16 protein-coding genes are annotated in these 15,959 nt (G+C 66.9%); 6 read left to right on the plus strand and 10 right to left on the minus strand.

Annotated elements, in window-relative coordinates; genetic code table 11:
- Positions 1 to 101: 101 nt before the first annotated feature.
- Together C9412_RS02725 and C9412_RS02730 are read right to left on the minus strand one after the other, a co-directional pair.
- Positions 102 to 1,307, minus strand: a complete 1,206-nt coding sequence (locus C9412_RS02725; RefSeq protein WP_107230204.1) for an endonuclease/exonuclease/phosphatase family protein — start codon at positions 1,305 to 1,307, stop codon at positions 102 to 104.
- A gap of 37 nt (positions 1,308 to 1,344) precedes the next feature.
- The gene (locus C9412_RS02730; RefSeq protein WP_107230205.1) at positions 1,345 to 2,100 is read right to left on the minus strand and encodes an arginyltransferase; all 756 of its coding nucleotides are present in this window, start codon (positions 2,098 to 2,100) and stop codon (positions 1,345 to 1,347) included.
- Between the two features lie 156 nt (positions 2,101 to 2,256).
- On the opposite strand from C9412_RS02730, the gene C9412_RS02735 reads away from it, so the two are divergent.
- Positions 2,257 to 2,817 carry an EF-hand domain-containing protein gene (locus tag C9412_RS02735; protein ID WP_107230206.1) on the plus strand — a complete coding sequence of 187 codons (561 nt, stop codon included), beginning with the start codon at positions 2,257 to 2,259 and terminating at the stop codon, positions 2,815 to 2,817.
- Between the two features lie 59 nt (positions 2,818 to 2,876).
- Here C9412_RS02735 and C9412_RS02740 read toward each other — a convergent pair whose 3' ends face one another.
- From C9412_RS02740 to C9412_RS02755, 4 genes are all read right to left on the minus strand, one after another.
- Positions 2,877 to 4,094 carry a sigma-70 family RNA polymerase sigma factor gene (locus tag C9412_RS02740; protein ID WP_107230207.1) on the minus strand — a complete coding sequence of 406 codons (1,218 nt, stop codon included), beginning with the start codon at positions 4,092 to 4,094 and terminating at the stop codon, positions 2,877 to 2,879.
- 155 nt (positions 4,095 to 4,249) lie between these two features.
- Entirely contained in the window at positions 4,250 to 4,759 is a 510-nt protein-coding gene (locus C9412_RS02745; RefSeq protein WP_107230208.1) for a pathogenicity-like protein, read from the minus strand.
- A gap of 4 nt (positions 4,760 to 4,763) precedes the next feature.
- Positions 4,764 to 5,672, minus strand: a complete 909-nt coding sequence (gene tesB, locus C9412_RS02750) for an acyl-CoA thioesterase II (RefSeq protein WP_005412623.1) — start codon at positions 5,670 to 5,672, stop codon at positions 4,764 to 4,766.
- A 189-nt stretch (positions 5,673 to 5,861) separates the two neighbouring features.
- Positions 5,862 to 6,638, minus strand: coding sequence for an enoyl-CoA hydratase/isomerase family protein (locus C9412_RS02755; RefSeq protein ID WP_107230209.1), 777 nt, complete (start codon positions 6,636 to 6,638; stop codon positions 5,862 to 5,864).
- A gap of 34 nt (positions 6,639 to 6,672) precedes the next feature.
- Here C9412_RS02755 and C9412_RS02760 point away from each other — a divergent pair, with 34 nt between their 5' ends.
- Entirely contained in the window at positions 6,673 to 7,119 is a 447-nt protein-coding gene (locus tag C9412_RS02760) for a copper chaperone PCu(A)C (RefSeq protein WP_107230210.1), read from the plus strand.
- 72 nt (positions 7,120 to 7,191) lie between these two features.
- On the opposite strand, the gene C9412_RS02765 is transcribed toward C9412_RS02760, so the two are convergent.
- From C9412_RS02765 to uvrA, 3 genes are all read right to left on the minus strand, one after another.
- Positions 7,192 to 7,917, minus strand: coding sequence for an enolase (locus C9412_RS02765; RefSeq protein ID WP_107230211.1), 726 nt, complete (start codon positions 7,915 to 7,917; stop codon positions 7,192 to 7,194).
- A 131-nt stretch (positions 7,918 to 8,048) separates the two neighbouring features.
- The gene (locus C9412_RS02770) at positions 8,049 to 8,456 is read right to left on the minus strand and encodes a thioesterase family protein (protein WP_107230212.1); all 408 of its coding nucleotides are present in this window, start codon (positions 8,454 to 8,456) and stop codon (positions 8,049 to 8,051) included.
- Complete coding sequence (gene uvrA / locus C9412_RS02775; protein WP_107230213.1) at positions 8,456 to 11,455, minus strand: excinuclease ABC subunit UvrA; 3,000 nt, start codon at positions 11,453 to 11,455, stop codon at positions 8,456 to 8,458. Before uvrA ends, C9412_RS02770 begins: the two co-directional genes overlap by 1 nt.
- A gap of 317 nt (positions 11,456 to 11,772) precedes the next feature.
- On the opposite strand from uvrA, the gene rplU reads away from it, so the two are divergent.
- From rplU to cgtA, 3 genes are all read left to right on the plus strand, one after another.
- Positions 11,773 to 12,081 (plus strand): 50S ribosomal protein L21, encoded by a 309-nt coding sequence (gene rplU / locus C9412_RS02780; protein ID WP_005408557.1) that lies wholly within the window; start codon positions 11,773 to 11,775, stop codon positions 12,079 to 12,081.
- An 18-nt stretch (positions 12,082 to 12,099) separates the two neighbouring features.
- Entirely contained in the window at positions 12,100 to 12,363 is a 264-nt protein-coding gene (gene rpmA, locus C9412_RS02785; protein WP_005415704.1) for a 50S ribosomal protein L27, read from the plus strand.
- Between the two features lie 193 nt (positions 12,364 to 12,556).
- Positions 12,557 to 13,609: an Obg family GTPase CgtA gene (gene cgtA / locus C9412_RS02790; protein WP_107230214.1), complete on the plus strand. Its 1,053-nt coding sequence runs from the start codon at positions 12,557 to 12,559 to the stop codon at positions 13,607 to 13,609.
- 293 nt (positions 13,610 to 13,902) lie between these two features.
- Here cgtA and rpsT read toward each other — a convergent pair whose 3' ends face one another.
- Positions 13,903 to 14,172 carry a 30S ribosomal protein S20 gene (rpsT, locus tag C9412_RS02795; protein ID WP_005408560.1) on the minus strand — a complete coding sequence of 90 codons (270 nt, stop codon included), beginning with the start codon at positions 14,170 to 14,172 and terminating at the stop codon, positions 13,903 to 13,905.
- Between the two features lie 117 nt (positions 14,173 to 14,289).
- Here rpsT and murJ point away from each other — a divergent pair, with 117 nt between their 5' ends.
- Positions 14,290 to 15,894 carry a murein biosynthesis integral membrane protein MurJ gene (murJ, locus tag C9412_RS02800; RefSeq protein WP_107230215.1) on the plus strand — a complete coding sequence of 535 codons (1,605 nt, stop codon included), beginning with the start codon at positions 14,290 to 14,292 and terminating at the stop codon, positions 15,892 to 15,894.
- Positions 15,895 to 15,959: the final 65 nt, after the last annotated feature.

Raw genomic sequence — 15,959 nt, forward strand, 5'->3', positions numbered from 1 at the left:
CGTTTGTGGCACAAACGACTTAATCCCCTCCGTCCCCTTTTTCCGGTGGGTACCGACCGTTGGTCGGTACAGATTTCCGTGCAGTCGACTAACAGTCGACTCTACCGCACATCCACCCACACCAGATGGTGGTCGCTGCCGTCGGCGATCTTCGCCTCCGGGCTTTCATTGGCCGGCCAGAAGATGCCGCTGCCGATGTACTCGAAACCGGTCGAGGGCAGTACGTAGTCCAGGCGCATGGTGCCGGACTTCGGGCCGAAATCGCCGGTGGCGTGGAACGGTGCGCCCCTGCGCGTGATGCCCTTGGCCGCATAGGCCAGACTGGTCTGCTCGCCGCCGATGCTGCGCGGGGTGGGGTAGCGCAGCACACGGGCGTTCTCGATCAGTTCCACGATCGCCTCATGGCGGCCATCGCCATCGACCGGGTCGTTGTTGAGGTCTCCGAGGATCACGAAGCGCGCGTCCTGCGCCAGACCTCCGCACTGGCCCTGGTCATCGCACAGCCACGGCTTGTCACCCTTGGACAGATATTCCTGCCACAGGCGCAGTTCGTCGTGGTTGCGTGCGGCATTGCGCTTCTCCGGACCATCGAACACCGGCGGCGTCGGGTGCGAGACCAGCGCATGCACCACGCCGGCCGGGGTCTTCACCGGCACGTCCCAATGCGATTTCGACGACAGGCGCAGCTGCGACCACACCGCATCGTTGTAGAAGCTCTGGCCGGTGCGCGGATCGACCGGACGGATCGCGTCGGGCATCGCGCTCCACTTCAGCAGCTGGAAGCTGCGCACCTTGGCTTCGTCGATCGGGTAGCGCGACAGCACCAGCATGCCGTACTGGCCCGGGTGCAGGCCGTAGCCCCAGGCATCGTTGCCGCGGCTGCGGCCTTCGCCGCCGACTACGCCGTTGTTGTCCAGGTCCAGCCCACTGGGCACGCCGGTGTTGACCGGGGCCAGGTAACGGTAGGCGAAGTGCAGCGGCTTGCCGCCACCGGGCTGGGCCACTTCCAGGTAACGCTTCTGGAACAGGTCGGCAGCGCGATGGGCGTCGTCGAAGTCGAACTCGTTCAGCAGCACCAGGTCCGGGCGCACCTGCTGCAGCACCGCGGCGATCTTGCGCGCGTGCTCGCTGTCACCTTCCAGTTCCTTGATCAGGCCACCGGTCTCGTCGGAGTACAGCGAGGTGTTGTAGGTGGCCAGGCGCAGCGCAGCGGACGGCTTTTCGGTCATCGCGGGGGACTTGGCGAAGGCGGGGGCGGTGGCGCCGCAGAGCAGGGCCAGGGCGAGGATCAGGGGTTTGGCGTTCATGGCCCTATTCTGCACCCGGTCCGGTGTCAGCGGTTTGTCAGCGCCCGTCCAGATCGTTGTCGAAATCGTGCCAGCGGCGGCCGTCGTAGGCCTCCAGTGGATGGAAGCGGCGCTTGTAGTCCATCTTCTGATGGCCACGGATCCAGTAGCCCAGGTACACGTGGGGCAGCCCCTCGCGACGGGCCCATTCGATCTGCTGCAGGATCGCGAAGGTGCCCAGCCCACGTGCGGCGTGCTCCGGGTCGAAGAAGGTGTAGACCGCCGACAGGCCGTGCTCGGTGACGTCGGTCACCGCCACCCCCAGCAGCTGGCTCGGCTGACCGTCGTGGCCCGGCAGGCGCATCTCCATGAAGCGGGTGTGCGACCAGCTGCCGATCAGGAACTGCTCGAATTCGTGCGGACCGTGGTCGTCCATGCCGCCATTGGCGTGGCGGTGCACCAGATAACGGTGGTACAGCGCGAACAGGTCGTCGCGGGCGGTGGCGGCGGTGATCCGCACTTCCAGGTCGGCATTGCGGGCGGCACAGCGGCGCTGGCTGCGGTCGGGGGCGAAACGCGCCACCGGGATACGCACGGCCACGCAGGCCTGGCAGTGCGCGCAGTGGGGCCGGTAGACCAGGTCGCCGCTGCGGCGGAAGCCCCAGCTCAGGGCCAGCGGATACAGGCCGCCCAGGCGGCGGTCGTGGGGGTCCAGCACCAGGTCGCGCGCCACCCGGTCCGACCAGTACCCGCAGGGGTGCTCGCCGGTCTGGAAAAGCCGCAGTTCGTCGTCTCTGTCGCCGTGTATCGCCATGGGCACAGCATAGCCCCAGCCCGTCGCAGTGGCGGCGACTGTCCGCCGGATGAATGAAACCGGCCGCGGCGTCAACCGATGTCGCACCCGGGCGTTGTTGTCCCCCGAGGGTGAAGTGATCACCCCGACGCAATTCCCATCCCCAGGAGTGACCTCATGATCCGTACCCCCCTGCTGCTGGCCCTGCTGCTCGGCACCTCCGCTTCCGGTATCGCGCTGGCGGCCGACACCCCGACTGCGCCGGCACAGCGCCCGGTCAAGCTGGATACCAACGGCGACGGTGTCATCGACCGCAGCGAGGCTGCTGCCAACCCGCGCTTGGCCGCGAAGTTCGACGAGCTGGACAAGAACAAGGACGGCAAGCTCTCGCGCGATGAACTGCCGCGCTGGAAGCACGGCCGCCGTGGCCACGGTGGTGAGCGCTGGGCCAAACTGGACCTCAACAAGGACGGCCGCATCAGCCGCGAGGAAGCCAGGGCCGATCCGCGCCTGGCCGCGCGCTTCGACCAGCTCGACGTCAACAAGGACGGCTACCTGGACAAGGCCGACCGCGAGCTGCGCATGAAGCAGATGCGCGATGCCTGGTTCGCCGCCGCCGACACCAACAAGGACGGCCAGTTGAGCAAGGCCGAGTTCGATGCCGCCAAGGGCCCGATGCACGGTGGCCCGCGCCACGGTGGTCCGCGTGACGGTGCCGCGCCGAAGCCGCAGCGCTGATTCATCGCGCGCTGATCGACCACGACGCCGGCGTACTGCCGGCGTCGTGCGTTGCGGCCCTAGCGGCCGCCGGTATGGGCCACGGCATACAGCACGACGCCCAGCACCATGATGTTCATGGCGATGACCCCGGTACGCCCATACAGCGATTCATACACCCAGTTGGTGCCGGTGCGCCCACGCCGCGCCGAATCGCGCGCGATCAGCGGTGCCATGATCCGCTGCAGCGGCCCCAGGCACTGGTAGTTCACCAGGCCCAGGCCGAGCACCAGCACCAGCAGATGCACCCACGTCGGGGTCTGCAGCAGCACCACGGCCAGCACCGACAGGCAGCAGGCCATGGCGGTCCAGGTGTTCATGCGCACGAAGCGCCAGACCTGCGCGCGCTCGGCATCGGTCTTGGCATAGGACAGCAGGAATCGACCACCCAGATAGCTGCCGATCACGCCACCGGCCACGCCACCGGCGAAGGCGCCCCAGGTGCTGGCCGGAATCATGTGCAGGTAGCCCAGGGTAGCCGTGACCGAGCCCATGGCCGTACCCCCGGCCACGCTGGCGCCGCCCAGGCCCAGCTTGCTGCCGCCCACACCGACGCCGGCGCTCAGCAGGATCGCCGCGCTGGCGGTCCCGGGGGCCGCCACCAGCACCATCGACACGACGGCGGTGGCGAACGCTGCACTGGGTGCGCTGCTGCGGGCGAACTCGCCGAAGCGCTGCAGCAGGCCTTCGCGGACCTGACCGCGGGCGCGTGACAGGCGCTTGCGCACCGCCGCGTCGCTGAGCCCGAGCAGATCGGCCACCTGCTGCGAGCGCTGCCCTTCGCGGTAGTACAGCAGCAGCACCTCACGGCTGTCGGCGGGCAGGGCGGAGATGATGTCCTCGGCGGCGATCTCTTCTTCCACGCGCTGCAACCGGTCGGCTGTGCTCGGCGACGGATCGGCGGCCATGCCCAGCGCCACTTCGGCCGCCTCACCGGTGAGCGGCCGGCCACGTTGCGCACGCAACCAGTCGCGGGCCAGGTTGCGGGTGATCTGCCGCAGCCACGGTAGGAAGCTGGTCGAGCTGCGCAGCTGGTGCAGCTGCTGCCAGCCTTTCACGAAGGCTTCCTGGGCGATGTCCTCGCTGGCCTGGCGGTCACGGGTGATGGCCAGGGCGATGGCGGTGACCGTGTTCTGGCAGGCCAGCACGATGCGCCCATAGGCGTGCTGGCAGCCGCTGGCGGCGGCCGGCAGTTCGCGTTCCAGGGTCTGGTCGATCGATGCGGCGAACGTCGTCATGGCAGCGGTTCTCCTGCTGGGATTGTGTCCCATGACGGAGCCGCGCGCCCAATGTGACCGGCCGTCCACACGGTAGTGCCGGCCGCTGGCCGGCAACCGCAGCCCGCCGGACCGGTTCATGAGGTTGCCGGCCAGCGGCCGGCACTACCCGGCGGTCAGGTCGACGGTTGGATGCGGACCCGGACTTCTTCCTCTTCCGGCGCGGCCTGCGGGGCCGGTTGTGCCTGCTGCGGCTGGGCCTGCGGGGCAGGCGGCGGCGTGACGGGGGCCGGGGCGCCACGGTGGCGCAGGCCGATCACCAGCGCCACGCCGGCAATCACCACCAGCAGCGCGATGCGGATGCGCCAGGCCCAGCTGCGGCCACCGCCACCCTGTTCCGGCGCGTCGCGGAAGGCGAATTCGGCGGTCGGGTGGTCGCGACGGGTGGTATCGAGCAGGCGCGCCTCGCGCAGGATTTCGCGCGCGCGTGGCTGGTCGTCGGCACGTACGATCCACACCGCCGGATAGGCGCTGGCATTGCCCAGGTCGGTATAGCTGAACTGGCCCCGGCGGCGGGTCTTGTACGAGCGCCCGTTGGTCACCTTGACCTCGATACCGTGCCCGCGCAGGAGCTCGGCCACGCCTTCGACGGTTTCCACGCGCTGGCTGCTGAAAATCTGGCGCATCGGTTTACTCCTTGGCCGGCACGGCGGCGGCCGCAGCCTGGTCCGGAACGACGCGGATCAGGCCTTCCTGCGCGGTGCTGGCCACCAGCACGCCGTTGCGGGTAAAGAACTGGCCACGGGCCAGCCCGCGCGAATCCTGCGCGCTGGGGCTGTCCAGCGAGTACAGCAGCCAGTCATCGGCACGGAACGGGCGGTGGAACCAGATCGCGTGGTCGAGCGAGGCCATCTGCACGTGCGGGTGGTAGTAGCTGATGCCGTGCGGGAACGTGGCGGTGCCCAGCAGGTGGAAATCGGAGGCATAGGCCAGCAATGCCTGGTGCAGTTCCGGTGCATCGCCGACCGGCTCGCTCAGGCGCAGCCACACCTGATGATAGGGCGGGCGCTTGGGCGGGTTCAGTTCATCGCGCGGGTAGACATGGCGGAACTCGAACGGGCCACCGCGCGACAGCCAGCGCTGCACCTTGATCGGCAGGCGTTCGAGCACTTCGGCCGGCAGCGGGCGGTTCGGCTCGATGTCTTCCGGCTGCGGCACTTCAGGCATCTTGTGCTGGTGCTCGGCACCGGTCTCGGCCTGCTGGAACGAGGCGGCGCAGAAGAAGATCACCTTGCCGTGCTGGATCGCGGTCACCCGGCGCACCGAGAAGCTGCCACCGTCGCGGGTGCGGTCGACGTCGTAGACGATCGGGTGGTCGATGTTGCCGGCGCGCAGGAAATAAGCGTGCAGGGAATGCACGTGGCGACCGTTGTCGACCGTGGCCTGTGCGGCGGCCAGCGCCTGGCCCAGCACCTGCCCGCCGAACACGTACTTGGTGCCGATATCGCGGCTCTGCCCGCGGAACAGGTTGTCCTCCAGCCGCTCCAGCGTGAGCAGGTCGATCAGCTCGGAGACGACGGGTTCGGGCGTGTCGTTCAAGGGGGCGGCCACAGCAGGGAAAGAGGGCCTGATTATACCGGTCAGGGGTCAGATCCCTTTCGCATCGCGAAAGGGATCTGACCCCGCTGCCATGGACGGCCCCATCATCGGTAGTGCCGGCCGCTGGCCGGCATCCGCAGGCGGTCTGTAAGGATCACCAGGTTGCCGGCCAGCGGCCGGCACTACCGTTTACTTGCCCAGCCGGGCCACCAGCGCCTGCAGTGCGTTCTGTGCGTCCGGGGCGAACCAGGCCTCGACGAAGCGGTCGAGCTGGATCAGGTCCGGGTGCAGGGCTTCGTGCAGATCGGCGCGGGCGATCGCGCGGGTCAGCAGCATCGGCTGGCGCGGCTGTTTCAACAGGTTCTGCAGCCAGGCCACCGCGCGCGCCACCACCAGGTCGCCCTCGGCCAGCTCATCGACCAGGCCGATCTGCAGTGCCTGTTCGGCCGGCACCAGCGAACCGGTGGTCAGCAGCACGCCGGCACGGTGCACGCCCACGGCACGCCGCAGCAGGCGCTGGATGCCTTCCGGCGCGATCAGGCCCACCTGCACTTCATTCAGGCCGATGGCATACGGGCGCGACGGATCGGCGCTGCGCGCCATCACCCGGTAGTCGCAGCACAGGGCCAGCACGCAGCCGCCGGCCGGCGCATGGCCGGTGATTGCGGCGACCACCGGAATGCGGCTCTCGGCCAGCGTGCGCACGGCGCCGAAAAATGCGTTCCAGGTGTCCAGCAGCTTGTGCTTGTCATCGCCGTGCGAGAGCAGGTGCGGCACGTCCATGCCGCCGGTGAAGACGCGCTCGCTGCCCGACAGCACGATGCCGTGCGCGTCTTCGGCCATGGCCAGCTCGATGGCGTGGATCAACTGCCGGCACAGTTCGGTATCCAGGGCATTGACCGGCCGCCGCGCCAGGCGCAGTTCACGGATGGGGCCATGGTTGATCACCTCGATGAGCGTCGTCATGCTGCGGTCTCGTTGCGAAGAAGGAACCTGGGCGATGATAACCAAACCATTCGTTGGCGTATTGTTGATGATGTGTGCGGCCGCAGCATCGGCGTCCGCCGCCGGGACGACGTGCGTCACCGTCGAGCAGGGCTGGGCGCGGTTGCCGCCGAATCCGGCGATGCCGATGACCGCCGGCTACGGCGTGATCCGCAACGGCTGTGGCAAGGCGGTGGTGATCACCGGCGCAAGCAGTGCGGTGTTTGGTGATGTGTCGCTGCACGAAACCACCATCGTCGATGGGGTCAGCCGGATGCGCGCGATCGAACGCCTGCCGCTGGCACCGGGTGCGCGTGCCGAACTCAAGCCCGGTGGCCTGCACCTGATGCTGATGCAGGGCCAGGGCGCGCTGAAGGAGGGGCAGGCGGTACCGCTGCGGCTGCAGCTGGAAGGCGGTGGTGAAGCGAGTTCAACGTTGACCGTACGCAAGGCCGCAAAATGACGGTCAGGTAGTGCCGGCCGCTGGCCGGCAACACGGGGTATGCCGGCCAGCGGCCGGCACTACCACGGGGTTTCAGGACCAGTCGTACGAGAACAGCACCGTGCGGCTCACCGGCTCATACAGCATCACGATCGCGTCGGCACCGGTGGCGCACCAGTTGTAGCCGGCCACTTCGGCCACGGCGAAGAACTTGTTGCCATTCCGGGTGATGATCACCGTTTCTGCATCGTCCGCAGCATTGGGGTCATCGGCAGCGTCGGTGAAGCCCAGCTCGAATGCCGCGGGAATCTCTGCGGTCTCGGTCCAGTTGCCGAAACCAATCGGTCCGCCCAGCGTATCCAGGTAGTCACGCTCGCTGGGCTCACCCTTGCCGTAGCGCGAGTAGCAGGCGAGACGCCCCTGCGCGGCATGGTAGTCACGCGCCTTGGCGTAGCTCTCGCGCATCTGCGCGATGTGCTCCTGCGCGTCCTTGTCCTGCGCCGCATCGCCGATGAAATAGCCCTCGTTGCCGAGAAAGCGCATCTCGTTGCCAGCGCTCAGTTCGAAGGCGATCCAGTTGGTGCCGGTGAAATCATTGTGGTGATCTTCGGTGCTCTCGCCGATGCAGCCGTCATACGGCTCGATCGGGCACAGCATCGTCGCTACCTGGCCGGCCAGTTCCGGCCGCAGCACACCCAGATCGATCTTCAGCAGCGGCAGCAGGTGCTGGCCGAGCCACGCCTGATCGGCGGGGAAAACATCGGTGGGGAAGGCGACCATGCCGGGCAGCAGGTCGCGCAGTTCGGTGTGGTGGATCATGTCAGTCCTTTGAACAGAGTGGGTAGAGTCGAGCTTGCTCGACTGATCCGGCAAACGGCAGTCGAGCAAGCTCGACTCTACGAGGTGCAGGGTCAGGCGTGCCGACCAAGGTCGGCACCCACCAGGGCATTTCAGCTGGAAGCGCTGCGGATCGCTTCCGGCAGCGGTGCGCTCTTGCCGGTCTGGGTATCCATCCAGACCACCACCACGTTGCCGTCCGAATACAGCTTCGAATCATCCTGCTGGTCGACGATGCGGTGGCCGATGGTCACGCTGCTGTTGCCCAGGCGCTCGACGAACAGTTCAACCAGGATGTCGTTGGGCCACACGATCGGCAGCCGATAGTTGACGTTGGTCGCGGCCACCACCGGGGCGATGCGGTCGGTCATCGAGACACCGTCCACGCCCAGCATCCAGCGCACGCGCGCTTCTTCCAGGTAGGAGATGTACTTGGCGTTGTTGACGTGGCCCATGCTGTCCATGTCACGCCAGCGCACGCTGATCGGGATGCGGGCCAGGATCTTGTGTTCGTTGTTCATCAGGCGTCCTTCTTCTTGCTGGCCGTAGCGCTCTTGCTGGCCTTGCCGGTGCTTTTGGCGGCCACCGCCTTCTTCGCCGTCTTGGCGACCTTCTCAGGCTTCACCTTGCGCGGCGGGCGGGCGTCGGGCTTGTTGGCCACGGCGGCCGGCTGCTCCGGGCGCGCGCTGGTGGAGGGCAGCATGCGCGCCAGGAACTGGCCGGTGTACGACTGCGGGCAGGCCGCCACGTCTTCCGGCGTGCCGGTGACCAGGATGGTGCCACCGCGATGGCCACCTTCCGGGCCCAGGTCGACGATCCAGTCGGCAGTCTTGATCACGTCCAGGTTGTGCTCGATCACCACCACCGTGTTGCCTTCGTCGCGCAGCTTGTGCAGTACGCCCAGCAGCGCTTCGATGTCGTGGAAGTGCAGGCCGGTGGTCGGCTCGTCGAGGATGTACAGGGTGCGGCCGGTATCGCGGCGCGACAGTTCCTTGGACAGCTTCACGCGCTGCGCCTCACCACCGGACAGCGTGGTCGCGCTCTGGCCCAGCTTGATGTAGCTCAGGCCGACGTCGACCAGGGTTTCCAGCTTGCGTGCGATCGACGGCACCGGCTCGAACAGCTTCAGCGCATCCTCGACAGTCATTTCCAGCACGTCGTTGATGTTGAAGCCCTTATACAGGATCTCCAGCGTCTCGCGGTTGTAGCGCTTGCCGTGGCAGACATCGCACGGCACGTACACATCCGGCAGGAAGTGCATCTCGACCTTGATCAGGCCATCGCCCTGGCACGCCTCGCAGCGGCCACCACGCACGTTGAAGCTGAAGCGGCCCGGCGAATAGCCACGCGCACGCGCTTCGGGCACCTGCGCGAACAGCTCGCGCAGCGGGGTGAACAGGCCGGTGTAGGTGGCCGGGTTCGAACGCGGAGTGCGGCCGATCGGCGACTGGTCGATGTCCACCACCTTGTCGAACAGGTCCAGGCCATCGATCTCCTTGTAAGGAGCGATCGGGTGCGAGGCGCCGTTGATCTCGTTGGCGGCCAGCGAGAACAGGGTGTCGTTGATCAGGGTCGACTTGCCCGAGCCGGACACGCCGGTCACGCAGGTCAGCAGGCCCGACGGAATCGCCAGGTCCACGCCCTTCAGGTTGTTGCCGCTGGCACCGCGCAGGTGCAGGGTCATCTTCGGGTTCGGCTTGTGCCGGCGCGCCGGAATCTCGATCGCGCGCTTGCCCGACAGGTACTGGCCGGTCAGCGAACGCGGTGCCTCCAGGATGTCCTGCAGGGTGCCCTGGCCGACGATCTCGCCGCCATGCACACCTGCGCCCGGGCCGATGTCCAGCACGTAGTCGGCCAGCCGGATCGCGTCCTCGTCGTGCTCGACCACGATCACCGTGTTGCCGAGGTCGCGCAGGCGGGTGAGGGTGCCGAGCAGGCGTTCGTTGTCGCGCTGGTGCAGGCCGATCGACGGCTCGTCGAGCACGTACATCACCCCGACCAGGCCGGCGCCGATCTGGCTGGCCAGGCGGATGCGCTGCGCCTCGCCACCGGACAGGGTGTCGGCCTTGCGCTCCAGGGTCAGGTAATCCAGGCCCACATCGACCAGGAAGCCGAGGCGTTCGCCGATTTCCTTGACGATCTTCGAGGCGATTTCGCCGCGCCAGCCCGGCAGGCTCAGTTCACTGAAGAACTTCAGCGCTTCGTCGATCGGCAGCACCACCAGATCCGGCAGCGGGCGATCGGCCACGAACACGTTGCGCGCCGCCTTGTTCAGGCGCGCACCATGGCATTCCGGGCACGGCTGTTCGCTGATGTACTTGGACAGTTCCTCGCGCACCGCCGGCGACTCGGTTTCCTTGTAGCGGCGTTCGAGGTTGGGAATGATGCCCTCGAAGCGATGCTTGCGCTGGGTGCGGCCACCGGCTTCGGTGAAGTAGGTGAAGGTGATCGCCTCATCGCCGCTGCCGTACAGCACGGCCTGCTGCACGTTCTCCGGCAGCGAGTTCCACGCCGCGTCGACGTCGAACTTGTAGTGCTTGGCCAGCGAAGCGATCAGCTGGAAGTAGTAGGCGTTGCGGCGGTCCCAGCCGCGCACTGCACCGGCGGCCAGCGACAGCTCGGGGTGCACCACCACGCGCGAGGGATCGAAGAATTCGGCCATGCCCAGGCCATCGCAGCCGGGGCAGGCGCCCATCGGTGCGTTGAACGAGAACAGGCGCGGTTCCAGTTCCGGCAGCGAGTAATCGCAGACCGGGCAGGAATACTTGGAGGAGAACAGCGTCGGCGCGGTCCCGGCGTTGTCCAGGCTCTGCACCGAGGCCATGCCGTCGCCCAGTTTCAGCGCGGTCTCGAAGCTCTCGGCCAGGCGCTGCTTGATGTCCTCGCGCGGGCGGAAGCGGTCGATCACCGCCTCGATGGTGTGCTTCTGGCGCAGCGCCAGCGGCGGCACCGCGTCGATCTCATGCAGCTCGCCGTCCACGCGTACGCGCACGAAACCCTGTGCACGCAGCTGGTCGAACACCTGCGCATGCTCGCCCTTGCGGTCGCGGATGACCGGCGCCAGCAGCATGTAGCGCTGTTCCGGGTCGAGGGTGAGTACCTGGTCGACCATCTGGCTGACCGTCTGTGCTTCCAGCGGGTAGCCGTGGTCCGGGCAGCGTGGGGTGCCGACGCGCGCGTACAGCAGGCGCAGGTAGTCGTAGATCTCGGTGATCGTGCCGACCGTCGAACGCGGGTTGTGCGAGGTCGACTTCTGCTCGATCGAGATGGCCGGGGACAGGCCTTCGATGTGGTCCAGGTCCGGCTTTTCCATCACGCTCAGGAACTGGCGCGCATAGGCCGACAGCGACTCGACGTAGCGGCGCTGGCCTTCTGCATAGATGGTGTCGAACGCCAGCGAGGACTTGCCCGAGCCGGACAGGCCGGTGATCACGATCAGCTTGTCGCGGGGCAGGTCGAGGTCGAGGTTCTTCAGGTTGTGCGTCCGCGCGCCGCGGATGCGGATGAAATCCATCGCCATGGGGGATCCGGTTGTGGGGGCGTTGGCTGGGTGCCGGGCCAGCGGGGAACGGCAATCGGTCAGCCTACCGAGGTGACCAGATGGGGGCAATGGGCGACAATGCCAGCCCGGTGTCTCACCTTGTGAGACAGGCCGACAGGCAGGGGTCAGATCCCTTTTCACGACGTGAAAAGGGATCTGACCCCGTTCCGGCCGACCCTTCCGGGCCGTTCAGGGGTTGACTTGACCCGCGCCCGCTGATCTGCGTACAATCCCGCTCCTGTCCGCCCTCGATGGCGGCAGCTCAGACCACAATAACTACAGAGGAAGGCCTGGTCATGTACGCAGTACTGGTCACCGGCGGTAAGCAATACCGCGTGGCGCAGGGCGAAAAGCTCCGCATTGAAAAGCTCGAAGTCGAAGTCGGCAGCGAGATCAAGTTTGACAACATCCTGATGCTGGGTGACAGCGACGGCGTGAAGCTGGGCGATGCGCTGAAGGGCGCTGCCGTCACCGCCAAGGTCCTGTCCCAGGGTCGTGCTGACAAGGTCCGGATCATCAAGTTCCGTCGCCGCAAGCACCACATGAAGCGTCAGGGTCACCGTCAGTACTACACCGAAATCGAGATCACCGGCATCGCCGGCTAAGCATCAGGAGAAGCAGTCATGGCACATAAAAAGGGCGTAGGCTCCTCGCGCAACGGTCGCGACTCCAACCCGAAGTACCTGGGCGTCAAGATCTTCGGCGGCCAGGCCATCGAAGCCGGCAACATCATCGTGCGTCAGCGCGGCACCCAGTTCCACCCGGGTTCCGGCGTTGGCCTGGGCCGTGACCACACCCTGTTCGCCCTGGTGGACGGCAAGGTGGAGTTCTCGGTCAAGGGCGCCAAGAAGCGCCGCACCGTCAGCATCGTCTCGGCCGACGCCTGATCCAGGCATCGCCGGCACCCGTGCTTCGGCAGGGTGGTGCTGGGTGAAGAGCACGTTGCATGGAGAGCCCCGCTTCGGCGGGGCTTTTCGTTAGAGTGAACGCAAGACCGGCTGTGCCGGGTTGCCGGCCCGCGGCCGGCATGACATTCAAGGCGGCGGCCCGCAGGCTGCGCCCATCGCAGGCATCGAAACAATGAAACTGGTAGACGAAGCAGAAATCGAAGTGTTCGCCGGCAACGGCGGCAACGGCTGCATTGGCTTCCGTCGCGAGAAGTTCATTCCGCTCGGCGGCCCGGACGGCGGCGACGGCGGTGCCGGCGGCAGCGTGTACATCCGCGCCGACGAGAACCTGAACACCCTGGTCGACTTCCGCCATGACCGCATCTTCAAGGCGCAGCGCGGCGAGAACGGCATGGGCCGCCAGGCCTATGGCAAGGGCGGCGAAGACCTGACCATCACCGTGCCGGTGGGCACCGTGGTGATCAACGTCGCCACCGATGAAGTCATCGGCGACCTGACCCAGCACGGCGATCGCCTGCTGGTGGCCAAGGGTGGCCGTGGTGGCCTGGGCAACATGCACTTCAAGAGCTCGACCAACCGCTCGCCGCGCCAGGCGCTGCCGGGCGAGCCGGGCGAAGAGCGCACCCTGAAGCTGGAGCTGAAGCTTCTGGCCGACGTCGGCCTGCTGGGCTTCCCCAATGCGGGCAAGAGCACCCTGATCCGTGCCGTTTCGGCGGCGACGCCGAAGGTGGCCGATTACCCGTTCACCACGCTGTACCCGAACCTGGGTGTGGTGAAGGTGGAGAACTACCGCAGCTTCGTGATCGCCGATATTCCGGGCCTGATCGAAGGCGCGGCGGATGGCGCCGGCCTCGGTGCGCAGTTCCTGCGTCACCTGCAGCGCACCCGCCTGCTGCTGCACCTGGTGGACATCTCGCCGATGGAAGGTGGCGTGGAAGGTATCTCGCCGGTGGAGCAGGTGCGTGCGATCGAGCGCGAGCTGGAAAAGCACGACCCGGAGCTGCTGGAAAAGCCGCGCTGGCTGGTGCTGAACAAGGCCGACCTGATGTTCGAGGACGAGGCCAAGGCTGCGGCCGAGCAGATCGTGGCCGAGCTGGGCTGGAAGGAGCCGTGGTTCCTGGTCTCCGCGCTGGGTCGCGAAGGCACCTTCCCGATCATGAGCCGGATCATGGCGTTCTTCGATCGCCAGAAGGAAGACGAGCTGGAAGCCCGCAACGCGCAATGATGCCGTTGTGGTTCCGTGCGAAAAACCCGGCTTCGGCCGGGTTTTTTGTTGGCCTGTGCGACGGGGCGGCTGGGTCAACGGGTTCCAGCTGGGTAGAGTCGACTGTTGGTCGACTATCGCGCGCAGCGCGGGCTTTGCAGGTGCCGCGAAGAGCGGTCGACCAACAGTCGACTCTACCCGGCCGGTTCGCTCCAGCTGGTTCGACCCGGTCGGATCGCAGGCAACAAAAAACCCGGCCGGGGCCGGGTTCTTGTGTGCTGCCCGACCCCGAAGGGCAGGGCGGAAACGCCGGATCAGGCGGCCTTGAGGGCCTTGATGCGGTCGTTCAGGCGGCTCTTGTGACGAGCAGCCTTGTTCTTGTGGATCAGGCCACGCGCGCTGAAGCGATCCAGGATCGGCTGGGCAACGGCGAAGGCGGCTTCGGCGCCGGCGGCATCGTTGGCGTCCAGCGCCTTGATCACTTTCTTGACAGCGGTGCGCAGCATCGAGCGCTGAGCCACGTTGCGCGCGTTGCGCACGACGGTCTGCTTGGCGCGCTTCTTGGCGGACTTGATATTGGCCACGGTGGTGGTTTCCTGAAAAAATCGGTGTTATGGGAACAGCAAGCTAGCTAGTATGATGGCGTAAGAAATGCACGTCAAGTCGATTGTCAAGAGGGACGCTGAGTGAGTTCACCCAAGTTGTTGCGGGGCCTGCTGTCGTTCAGCAGCATGACCATGGTCTCGCGCGTTCTCGGACTTGTCCGGGACTTCGTGGTGACCACCACGTTCGGCACCAACGCCATCACTGATGCTTTCTGGGTCGCGTTCAGGGTACCCAATTTCCTGCGCCGTTTGTTCGCTGAGGGCTCGTTCGCCACCGCTTTCGTGCCGGTGTTCACGGAAGTGAAGGAAACCCGCAGCCTCGCCGAACTGCGCGAACTGATGGCCCGCACCGCCGGCACCCTGGGTGGGGTGCTGATGCTGGTGACCGCGCTGGCGCTGATCTTCGCGCCGCAGCTGGCCTCGGTCTTCTCAAGCGGCGTTGATACCGACCCGGTCAAGCAGGGCCTGCTGGTCGACCTGTTCCGCCTGACCTTCCCGTTCCTGCTGTTCGTCTCGCTCACCGCCCTGGCCGGCGGCGCACTGAACAGCTTCCAGCGCTTTGCGATGCCGGCGCTGACCCCGGTCATCCTCAACCTGTGCATGATCGCCGGTGCGCTGTGGCTGGCGCCGCGGCTGGGCGGCACCCCGGAAAAGCAGATCCTGGCGCTGGGTTGGGCAGTGCTGGCCGCGGGCATCCTGCAGCTGCTGTTCCAGCTGCCGTCGCTGAAGGGCATCAACCTGTTGACCCTGCCGCGCTGGGGCTGGAGCCACCCGGGCGTGCGCAAGGTGATGACGCTGATGGTGCCGACCCTGTTCGGTTCGTCGGTGGCGCAGATCAACCTGCTGCTGGACACGGTGATCGCGGCCAAGCTGACTGACGGCTCGCAGTCCTGGCTGTCGCTGGCCGATCGCTTCCTGGAACTGCCGCTGGGCGTGTTCGGGGTGGCGCTGGGCACGGTGATCCTGCCGGCACTGGCCCGTCATCACGTCAGCACCGACCGCGAAGGCTTCTCGCGCTCGCTGGACTGGGGCCTGCGGATGACCCTGCTGATTTCGGTGCCGGCCATGCTGGGCCTGCTGCTGCTGGCCGAGCCGCTGATCGCGACGATCTTCCAGCACGGCCAGTTCAGCGCCTTCGACACCCGCATGACCGCACTGTCGGTGTACGGCCTGAGCTTCGGCCTGCCGGCGTTCGCGCTGCTGAAGGTGGTGCTGCCGGCGTTCTATGCCCGCCAGGACACCCGCACCCCGGTGCGTGCCGGCGTGGCCGCGCTGGTGGCCAACATGGTGTTCAACTTCGCGCTGCTGGCGGTGCTGTATCAGGTGATGGTGCCGGACGAGCTGAAGGCGCAGGGGGTGATGGCGGCCATCGGCAAACAGCCGGGCCTGCACCTGGCGCTGGGCATTGCCAGCGCGCTGTCCAGTTACCTGAACCTGGGCCTGCTCTGGTACTGGCTGGGCAAGACCGATGTCTACCAGCGCCGACCGGGCTGGGGCGGCTACCTGGGCCGCCTGCTGCTGGCCTGCGTGGCGATGGTTGCCGCGCTGCTGGCCCTGCTGCACTGGCTGCCGGCGTTCTCGGCGATGGGTGTGTGGGAGCGGATCGGCAGCCTGTCGCTGCTGGTCGGCGGCGGCGGCGCCACCTACGCGGTGGCCATGCTGGCGCTGGGCTTCCGCCCGCGCGACCTGCGCGGGCATTGATCACCGCTTGTGGCGGCTATACTTCAGGGTTACACCATTGAAGCGGCGGCCCCGGTCGGGCCGGA

Origin of the sequence: Stenotrophomonas sp. Nf1 (assembly GCF_003028475.1) — a bacterium.
Taxonomy (GTDB): domain Bacteria; phylum Pseudomonadota; class Gammaproteobacteria; order Xanthomonadales; family Xanthomonadaceae; genus Stenotrophomonas.